Annotated in this window: 6 protein-coding genes; 2 read left to right on the forward strand and 4 right to left on the reverse strand. The window is 51.3% G+C overall.

The features are described 5' to 3' along the window. Nucleotides 1-47 precede the first annotated feature (47 nt). Complete coding sequence (locus BN871_RS22990) at nucleotides 48-1,580, forward strand: carboxypeptidase M32 (RefSeq protein WP_048749151.1); 1,533 nt, start codon at nucleotides 48-50, stop codon at nucleotides 1,578-1,580. A gap of 146 nt (nucleotides 1,581-1,726) precedes the next feature. Here BN871_RS22990 and BN871_RS22995 read toward each other — a convergent pair whose 3' ends face one another. From BN871_RS22995 to BN871_RS23005, 3 genes are all read right to left on the reverse strand, one after another. Further along, the gene (locus BN871_RS22995) at nucleotides 1,727-3,481 is read right to left on the reverse strand and encodes a methyl-accepting chemotaxis protein (protein ID WP_048749154.1); all 1,755 of its coding nucleotides are present in this window, start codon (nucleotides 3,479-3,481) and stop codon (nucleotides 1,727-1,729) included. 223 nt (nucleotides 3,482-3,704) lie between these two features. Then, a complete protein-coding gene (locus tag BN871_RS23000) occupies nucleotides 3,705-5,303 on the reverse strand; it encodes a hypothetical protein (protein WP_048749157.1) in 1,599 nt (532 codons plus the stop codon). Beyond that, the gene (locus BN871_RS23005) at nucleotides 5,287-6,003 is read right to left on the reverse strand and encodes an ATP-binding cassette domain-containing protein (protein WP_048749158.1); all 717 of its coding nucleotides are present in this window, start codon (nucleotides 6,001-6,003) and stop codon (nucleotides 5,287-5,289) included. The genes BN871_RS23000 and BN871_RS23005 overlap by 17 nt, the downstream gene beginning before the upstream one ends. Before the next feature lie 207 nt (nucleotides 6,004-6,210). Between BN871_RS23005 and BN871_RS23010 the strand changes: the two genes are divergently transcribed. Continuing rightward, nucleotides 6,211-7,194 carry a diaminopimelate dehydrogenase gene (locus BN871_RS23010; protein WP_048749160.1) on the forward strand — a complete coding sequence of 328 codons (984 nt, stop codon included), beginning with the start codon at nucleotides 6,211-6,213 and terminating at the stop codon, nucleotides 7,192-7,194. A 415-nt stretch (nucleotides 7,195-7,609) separates the two neighbouring features. On the opposite strand, the gene BN871_RS23015 is transcribed toward BN871_RS23010, so the two are convergent. Beyond that, entirely contained in the window at nucleotides 7,610-8,893 is a 1,284-nt protein-coding gene (locus tag BN871_RS23015; RefSeq protein WP_157060371.1) for a hypothetical protein, read from the reverse strand. Nucleotides 8,894-9,041 lie beyond the last annotated feature (148 nt).

Here is a 9,041-nt window from a genome sequence, read left to right on the forward strand (position 1 = left end):
CTTTTTTGCGGGGAAACAACAATCGTTTCTAATGGGAGGCTTTTGGCATGGAACTGAAATCCCTCGATCCCAACATTCGGACAGCTGTCGAACAGTACAAAGCATTGGAAGAAAAGATCGCTCATCTAAGCATGATTTCGAGTCTGGTCGGATGGGACCAGAAGGTAACTGCTCCCAAGAAAGGGAGAGACTTGTTCGCCAAAGCGATCGGGACCTTCCGAACGGAGCAGTTCAAATTATCCGTATCGGAGGAGATGGGCTCTCTGCTCCGCCTCCTGTCCGCTCCCGAGGTACAGGCCGACCTGGACGAAATTACGCAGGCGCAGCTTCGGGAACGCACTGCAGAATATGAGCGCTTCAAGAAAATTCCCGAAGACATGTACCGCGATTATGTCGTCCTCACCTCCAAAGCCAACCATGCATGGGAAGAAGCCAGAGAGAGAAGCGACTTTTCCCTCTTCCAGCCTTATTTGGAGAAGATCGTGGACTTCAACCGCAAGATGGCTGAGATTTTCGGCTATGATCAGCATCCTTATGATGCGCTTCTGCATGAATTCGAGCCGGGTTTAAGCGTGGCGGTACTGGATCCGTTGTTCGCCAAGCTGAGGGAGAGCAGCGTGGGCTTGCTGGAGAGGATCAACCGCTCCGGCAACAAGCCTTCGACAGCCGTCTTCGAGCAAGCATTCGAGGTGGACCAGCAGAAAAAATTCAACCACTACTTCCTTCCGATCCTCGGCTTCGACATGAACGCGGGACGGCTGGACGAGACGGTGCATCCGTTCGCCCAGTCCATGAACACCGGGGATGTCCGGATTACGACCCGATATCTCCAGAATAATGTGCGATCTGCGGTATTCGGGACGATCCACGAGGCAGGACATGGCATTTATGAGCAGAACATCGATCCGCGTTTCGAAGAAACCGTCCTATCCAGCGGAGCATCCTTCGGCATCCACGAGTCCCAGTCCCGCTTCCTGGAAAATATGATCGGCCGCAGCGAGCCGTTCTGGACGTACTTCTATCCCAAGCTCCAGGAGCACTTCCCGAAGCAGCTGGAAGGCGTCAGCCAGCATGACTTCTACCGGGCGATCAACAGCGTGCAGCCGACGATGATCCGGGTGGAAGCGGATGAGCTGACGTACAACCTTCATATCATGATCCGGTATGAGATCGAGAAGGCGCTGATCAACGGAGACATCGAGGTGGCGGAGCTGCCGGCGATCTGGAACGAGAAGATGCAGGAATACCTCGGCATTACGCCTGCCAACGATACGGAGGGCGTCCTGCAGGATGTCCACTGGTCCTTCGGCGGCTTCGGCTATTTCCCTTCCTACTCCCTCGGGAACCTGTACGCAGCCCAGCTGCTGAACACGATTCTGCGCGAGAAGCCCGACTTCTATGCCGACATCGAAGCCGGCCGCTTCGAAGGCATCCAGGAATGGCTGAAGGATAAAATTCATCGTCACGGCAAGCTCTACACGCCGGAGCAGCTGATCCGCCAGGTCACCGGCGAGGATCTGAAGGCCGACTATCTGGTGGACTACCTGGAAGAGAAGTACAGCCGCATCTACGGTCTCTAGCTCAGGCGCGAGACAGGCAGCGGCATATCGCTTCAACAAGGAAAGATGGAGGATCCATGAGGGATCCTCCATCTTTCTTTGTCAGGTCCGCATTAAAAAACAGAGCCGAGGTGATTGTTCCCCCAGGCTCTGCATGTCTGATCCGGTTATAAATTGAACCTTTCTACAGCCGCTTCCAGAGTGGAGCTCCTTTTCTTCAACAGCTCCGTCGTATCGGTGATCCGCTTTGCCGCCTCCAGCTGAATCGTCGACATCCGTTGGATCGAGGCCGCGTTCTCCGCCGTTGCCGCTGTAATCCGGGCGATCTGCTCTACCGATGCGGCGGCCTCCTCGGAGCCCGCCAGCACCTCTTCCGCAGCGGCGGAAATCTCCTGGATATGGCTGTTCACAAAATGGAACCGATCCACCGTATCGACAAACAGCGCCTCCACCTGGCTGGAAAGCTCTGTCCCTCTGACCATTTCCTCGGCTTCCTCCGCCATCCTCTCGCCGATCAGAGCCGACTCCTGCTGGATTTGCTGCAGGAGCGAGGTAATCTGCGTCACGGACACGGAAGACGACTCCGCAAGCTTCCGGACTTCGCCGGCCACGACCGCAAAGCCCGCTCCATGCTCTCCCGCCCTCGCAGCCTCGATGGAGGCGTTCAGAGCCAATAGCTTGGTCTGTTCGACGATGGCCGTTATCGCGTAGAGCACGGGTTCTATCTCATGCATGTACCTGTTCAGCACCTGCACGGAATTCGTCGTCTGCTCCGCCACATCGGAGATGGATGCGACCTGCTCTCTCAGCCAGAGAATCGAGCTTCTGCCCTGCTCCGCTGTTTCCAGCGCTCCCATGGAAGCGATCGACACGCTGGATGAAGCTTCCGACACCCGTTGGATGGCCTGGGTAATCTCCTCCATCGATTTTGCGCTTTCCTCCGCCCCGGAACGCTGATGCTCCGCTCCCTCGGCCATGTCCGCGATCGATTGTCCGAGCTGCACGTTCAAAGCCACCATCCGGTCCGCTTCCGTCCGGAACTGATCCGTGGAATGAACGAGATCATGCGTGGTCATCTTGACATCGCGGACGACATCCCCGAGCGTGACGCCCAATCTCTCGGTCATCTTCATCATGGCCGAATAAGCTTGTCCGATCTCGTCCTTCGAGCTTGCCCGCCGAATATCCAGATGGCTTTTCGCCTCCGCGAGATCCCCCCGGGCCATCGCTTCCGCACCTTTAACGATCATTCCCAAGGGCCGCAATGCCCGGGACATGAACAGCGCGATGAGCAGAAACACAGCCAACGTCAGAATTCCCATCAGGGCGAACAGAGGCATGCTTTTATGCATGACTTCCCGATAGATCGTATTGGACACCGACACATTCGTATCGATTCCAATCGCGCCGATAACCGTTCCCGCCGAATCGAGAAGCGGTGCATAAGAGGAAATGTAATCGCCGTACTCCGTATTCTCGATGATGCCGGTTTTGGCTGTCTGTCCCTTCAGGATCGCTTCAACCGCTTCCTTGGGCACATCGGTTACTTCGCCGATCGGCGAAGCCGAGTCCGATCCCTTCGGCTGACCGTCGATGACAATGAGGGGCTGCCCTTTATCGTCGATTCTCACCGTATAGACGTACTGCGCCCCGATCTGCAGCCGGTAGCGGTTCAATTCCTCGCGAAGGCTCCAATAGAGATCATTCTCCCCGGCATCCTTCAGGTACGTTTCATAGGATTTCAAATCGAATTGCCCCGCATAAGCCTCCGCTGTGTGCATGCTGAAGCTGCCTATCGCTTCTTCGCTTGCCTTCTTGGTGCTGCGTATCTGCAGGTAGATCAAGGCGGAGGACAGGATGACGAGGGTCGACAAAATCATGATCGACAGCTTGAATACCAGGCGGCTTCTAAATCTAAACATGCAGTCCATGCTCCCTTTGATATCGTTTGCGAAATCGGTCCTGTTTCCAGAGGTCCCCCGGAAATGAAGGGATCATCCTTATATCGGAATCAGCCGAGGGCATGTTTAGAATAGAGGGCATAAATGAATGCCGAGGAATCATGTCCCCCGCTTGGACTCCCAAACTCATCTAAAAGCGGGCGAACTCTCCCCCCTATGGGGAAGCACATGGCCGCTCTCTCCTTCACTTCACGCGGAAAGTGCGTTGGCCGCTGCGGCGGATGATCAGCAGCGCGGCAGCCAGATACACCAGCGCCAAGCCTGCCGCCAAGGAGGCGAATGTTCCCGCTGCCGGCTTAAGCACGATGCAGGCTCCTCCCAGCATGGAAATGAACAAGCTGAAGATGAAGTACAGCGGATTTTTCACATTGAGCTCCGTAGAGTAGGGCTGGAAGAAGTAGTACATGAACAGATGATGGACGGAATAGAAGAGCGACAGGAACAAGACGGATATCCATAACAGCACAATCTCCATCCCCAGCCAATCGTTGCCCGCTGCGGCTTGCAGGATGGCAAGGACCGTTCCGAGAGCCGCGGCGATCAGCAGGTTGAAGGCTGCGATCCGGACAAGGCGAAGGCGAAAATGCTGGCTCGCGGCCGACCGGTAGAAGCTGTGCCGCATCAGGCTGAGGTCGCAGTGGTAAAACATGGCCTTGCACATTTTTTCTCCGACCGCGATGAAGTTGAAGCCCAGCAAAAGATACGGGTATACCATCGCCAGCTCCAGCCCGAGCCCGTCGAGCTGCTCGCGAAATGCCAGCGCGGCTGCGGCCAGCAAGGCTCCCCCCGCTCCAATGACGATCAGGCGCATTTTGACTGGGGCTACGAGCAGGCTGCGATGGCGGGCAAAAAAGATCGCATTCAAATAGCGGTAGCCTTCCAGTCCTTCCAGCTTGCTTCTTGATTGCAGGGTATAGTCGCTGTCCTTTGATTGGACGCTTGTCTTCTGCGCCTCCGACATCATGCGTCCGACGTCCAGCAGCGGGTCATCCCGCTTGGCGGCGGCATCGACCGTCCTTCTGTACTGCTTGTAGCGCCACAGCCGGACGGCCGCAAGCAAGCCGGCCGCCGCCATTACAAGCTGAATGGGCCGGCTGAGCATCCAGGCTCCGGCTGCGGGTACGGCATCGCTCAGGAGCGGCGCATATGCAGCCGCGAACGAGAGGCAGATGACGATCCAGACCAGCCCGACTTTCTTGATCAGGATGATTCCCTTGCGGTCATACAGCAACAGATGAAGATATTCCATGAAAATCCGCCACAGGGTCAGCGCCGCTGCGAGCAGGATGGCATCCAGCGCGCCAGCCCCTAGCGCCAGAGCGAAAATGATCAGGACCGGCACATAAAAAACAAAATAAGCCGCATAGCGGTATGCCAGTGCTGCCTTCATGTATCGGGCCGGAGACAGCCTCATCAGCTTGACCGCGACGTACTTCTCCCGCTTGGGCTCCAGAATGGTCGCTGCGCTGACGCCCGCCGCGACAAAGCTGGTCAGGAAAAACAGATGAAGAAACAGCGTCCACCGCTCATCCCCGGATAGATCCGGCACGGCCGACACCGGCAAATAGAGAAATAGTCCGACAAACGCCAGCTTGCCGGCAAAGTTCCCGAGCAGGCTGAGGAGGAATGCCGCTGCCGACAAGATTTTCTTCGCGCCCAGCTTGGCGTAGAGCCTGTCTGGAATCCGCTTGCCGACAAGCGGCAGCTTCTGAAGGTAGTAGATCACTAGATTCGCCATGGACGAGGTGCGGATCGCGATCAGGGTGCTAAGCGTTTTCTGCATGGCTCTCGTCCTTCAGCAGATCGATGACGCTCTGCTCGAACTCCGGGCTGCGCAGCAGATCGGCAGGCACGGAGGACAGCCTGCCCTTGCTCAGAACGACCAGCTCGTCGCATAGATCGGAGGCGAGCTGCAGGATATGCGTGGAGAAGATGAGAATATGGTCCCTTTTCATTTCCCGCAGCATGGTTTTCATTTCCAGCGCCACGATGACGTCGAAGGAAGTAAGAGGCTCATCCAGCAGGATGACCAGCGGCTTGGTGATGAGGAACAGCAGCATCTGGAGCTTGTTCTTCATGCCGTGGGAATAACCTTTGATCAGCTTATGCCGATCCTCCTCGGTCATGCTCATCATGTCAAAGTATTCATTAATGGTCCGGTCCATTTGCAGCCTGCCCCGGTTGATGTCCATGAAAAACCGGACGAACTCGTAGCCGGTCAGGAACTCGGGCAGGATGGGCAGCGAATAGACGTAGCCGACGTCCTGCTCGTCCAGCTCCCGTGCCTGACGGTCTTCCTCCAGAAGCACTTTCCCTCCGTCCATCCCCATTTCTCCGCTCAAGCAGTTGAACAGCGTTGTTTTGCCCGCGCCGTTGCGTCCGAGCAGGCCGTAGATTTTCCCTTTCTCAAACGTATAGGACGCTCCCTGGAGCACCTTTTTGCCGTCGAATTCCTTGACGACTCCATCGATCCGCAATCGCATTCGCAGTCCCTCCATCTTTGCCAAAAAACGGATTTTTGTGTTAGCCGTACTATACGGACCAACCGCGGAGAGGTCTCAAAATGGGAACGGGACGGATTTGGAGGACTTCGCCCGAATCCTCTTTTTTCATCAACTAATTTACACTTCATGTAACCTCTATATATACTGGATGGATATACATAATGAACCCAATGGGGAGGGATTTTGGTGCAAAAGACAATCAAAATAGGCATCGTAGGTTACGGAAACCTCGGAAAAGGCGTGGAGAAAGCGATCGCTCAAAATCCGGACATGGAGCTTGCGGCTATTTTTACCCGCAGACAGCCTGATGGAATGATCGGCGGAGAAGGCGTCCGCTTCGAACCTATTTCGGCCGTAGAGCAATACAAGGGCATTATCGATGTCATGATTCTATGCGGGGGCTCCGCCACCGACCTGCCTGAGCAGACTCCCGCGATTGCGGGTATGTTCAACACCGTCGACAGCTTCGATACCCATGCCAAAATTCCGGAATTCTTTGAAAAGGTCCATGCCGTTGCCTTGCAGTCAGGCACGCTCAGCATTATCTCGACAGGCTGGGATCCGGGTCTATTCTCGCTCAATCGTCTCCTGGCGGAAGCCATTCTTCCCCAAGGCCAAGAGTACACGTTCTGGGGCAAAGGCGTCAGCCAAGGCCACTCCGATGCCATTCGCCGGATACCTGGCGTCAAGGCGGGAGTTCAATATACCGTGCCGGTTCAAGAAGTCATCGACCAGATCCGTTCGGGTCAAACGCCGGAGCTCGCGACGCGGGACAAGCATGTAAGGGAATGTTTTGTCGTTGCGGAGGAAGGCGCGGATAAAAAGGCGATTGCCGAGACAATCGTCACCATGCCGAACTACTTCTCCGACTACGATACGACCGTAACCTTCATTACCGAAGAACAGCTGCAAGCGGAGCATCAAGGCATGCCGCATGGCGGTTTTGTCATCCGCAGCGGTGTGACCGGTACCGGAACGAAGCAGATTATGGAGTTCGGCCTGAAGCTCGAAAGCAATCCGGAATTCACGGCAAGCGTTCTGGTCGCATGCGCGAGAGCGGGGCATCGTTTGAGCCAAGAGGGAAATAAGGGGGCGAAAACCCTGTTCGACCTTCCGATCGGCTATTTGTCGCCGAAGTCGGCCGAGCAGCTGCGGCGCGAGCTTCTGTAGCTGCTGTAGCTTCTGTAGCTGCTGTAGCTTCTTTAGCTTCTTTAACTTTTTAGCTTTTTTTAGCTTTTTTTAGCTTTTTTAGCTGCTTTAGGGAAGCTTAGCTTGTTAGCAATAAGCACATGATGTAGGCCGCCGGAACAAGCTTTCAGATAAGTTTATTATGATATATGGTCTTATGGTGCCCATTCGTGGCGCTAAACTTATTAGCTGGGGGCGACGCTGGTTCTCTCTACATTTCATTTCGTCTCTTGATAAGAAGAGGAACTATTAATCTCAAAAATTGAGGATGTCAGTAAAGGTAATAGGAAAACGGCACTAATGAACAGAAATGCCCTAGTAGTGCCGTTTCTTCTTATGCCGTGCACTATAACAGATTCCAATAATTTTTCTATATATTAGATATTTAAATCGATTATTAATATGATGCAATGAGCCATTCAGGAAATGAATAATTGTGAGCAACATAAGAAAATCTTTGCTGTACTGAAAAACCGTCTGGATCATGGTGAGGATTATTAATTAACAACATTCCAATTACAAGATGTCCTTCTGGATCATTCTCATTTGCAGCTAATTTGTGCCACCATTCTATGACACTCTCCAATTCATTTATTTTTGAAAAACATTTGCTTGCATTGATCCATGACTCATTTGTATTCTCATCAATGAACAGTAGCGCTCTATTAACCAATGAAAATGGTTCATTAATTTTTAAACCTTCTGCAAGTAAAAGTTCATGATTTGGGAAATTATCACTCTCATCTGGATACCTCCTTATTAAATAAGACAAATTGTTACCTGCAAATATATTCCCATCCATAAAAGCATTTAAAAATGCTATCTTTGCAGAATGATAGTTCTTCTCAATTGTTAGTAAATACCCAATATCGCAATACTGATTCAATAATTCCTCTATAAGTTCAGAATTTTCTATATCCGATCTGTTAATTGAATTTAAAATATCAAATGAATCCTTATATTTCATCAGACCTTTTAAAGCTATTGCAATGCCTATATTTGCAGTGATAATTGACTGCTTGAATTCATCCTTCCCATTGAATCTATTTACTACCTCACCAAAATGCTCATGTGCAAGGCCCCATCTTTCTAAGTGTAATAATAAATTTCCTTTATTAATCATGGATTTTATAACTAGTTTTTGAATGATTCTTTCTGGGACCAAATGATATTGTTTATCAATTTCATTATACACCTGGATAGCTTCATTATTCTCGCCCTTTGTCTCAAATGCTATAGCCTTCCCAATTAACGACATTATTACTACTTCAATGATATTCACATTTATTTCATCTTTATAAGTTAAATGTACCTCAAAATATAGTTGCATCGCTAATTCAAGATCACCTTTTTTTCCAACGAATATAGCTTTTTGATATAACGCTTTAGCAACAAATGTTTTCATCATAATACTTTTCTTGTTTTTGTGATGGTCAATAACTTCATTGATTTCGCTTAATGCTTCATTTTCTTGATCCTCTTCAAACAATAAAATAGCTCTTTGTATTTTTGCAGTAAGATAATGTTTATTGTTTTTTGATGAACTAGAAAATTTAGATAATAATTCACCATATTCCAAGATAGCTTTATTTTTTTGCTCTAAAGATCTATAAATCTTTGCTCTCTTTAAATGAGAAATCATTACATAATTTTTTATCTGTGGTTCATCTATTTGATTCATAGTTTCATKHATYACGCCAAAACCTTCCGTGACCTTGTGCTATCTCTCCTGCAATTCCTTGTTGAAAACAAAGGTGTTTACGAACGAGCATGTGGCAGAGCAGCAGGTCGTCAGCTGTCGTCAACTTCGATATTCACCTTCGCCGCGA

Origin of the sequence: Paenibacillus sp. P22 (assembly GCF_000469945.2) — a bacterium.
In the GTDB taxonomy this organism is placed as follows: Bacteria; Bacillota; Bacilli; order Paenibacillales; family Paenibacillaceae; genus Paenibacillus_O; species Paenibacillus_O humicus.

Coding starts and splice junctions, on each gene's coding strand:
- BN871_RS23015 (WP_157060371.1), bottom strand. CDS start 8,893: ATGAATCAAATAGATGAACCACAGATAAAAAATTATGTAATGATTTCT.
- BN871_RS22990 (WP_048749151.1), top strand. CDS start 48: ATGGAACTGAAATCCCTCGATCCCAACATTCGGACAGCTGTCGAACAG.
- BN871_RS22995 (WP_048749154.1), bottom strand. CDS start 3,481: ATGTTTAGATTTAGAAGCCGCCTGGTATTCAAGCTGTCGATCATGATT.
- BN871_RS23000 (WP_048749157.1), bottom strand. CDS start 5,303: ATGCAGAAAACGCTTAGCACCCTGATCGCGATCCGCACCTCGTCCATG.
- BN871_RS23005 (WP_048749158.1), bottom strand. CDS start 6,003: ATGCGATTGCGGATCGATGGAGTCGTCAAGGAATTCGACGGCAAAAAG.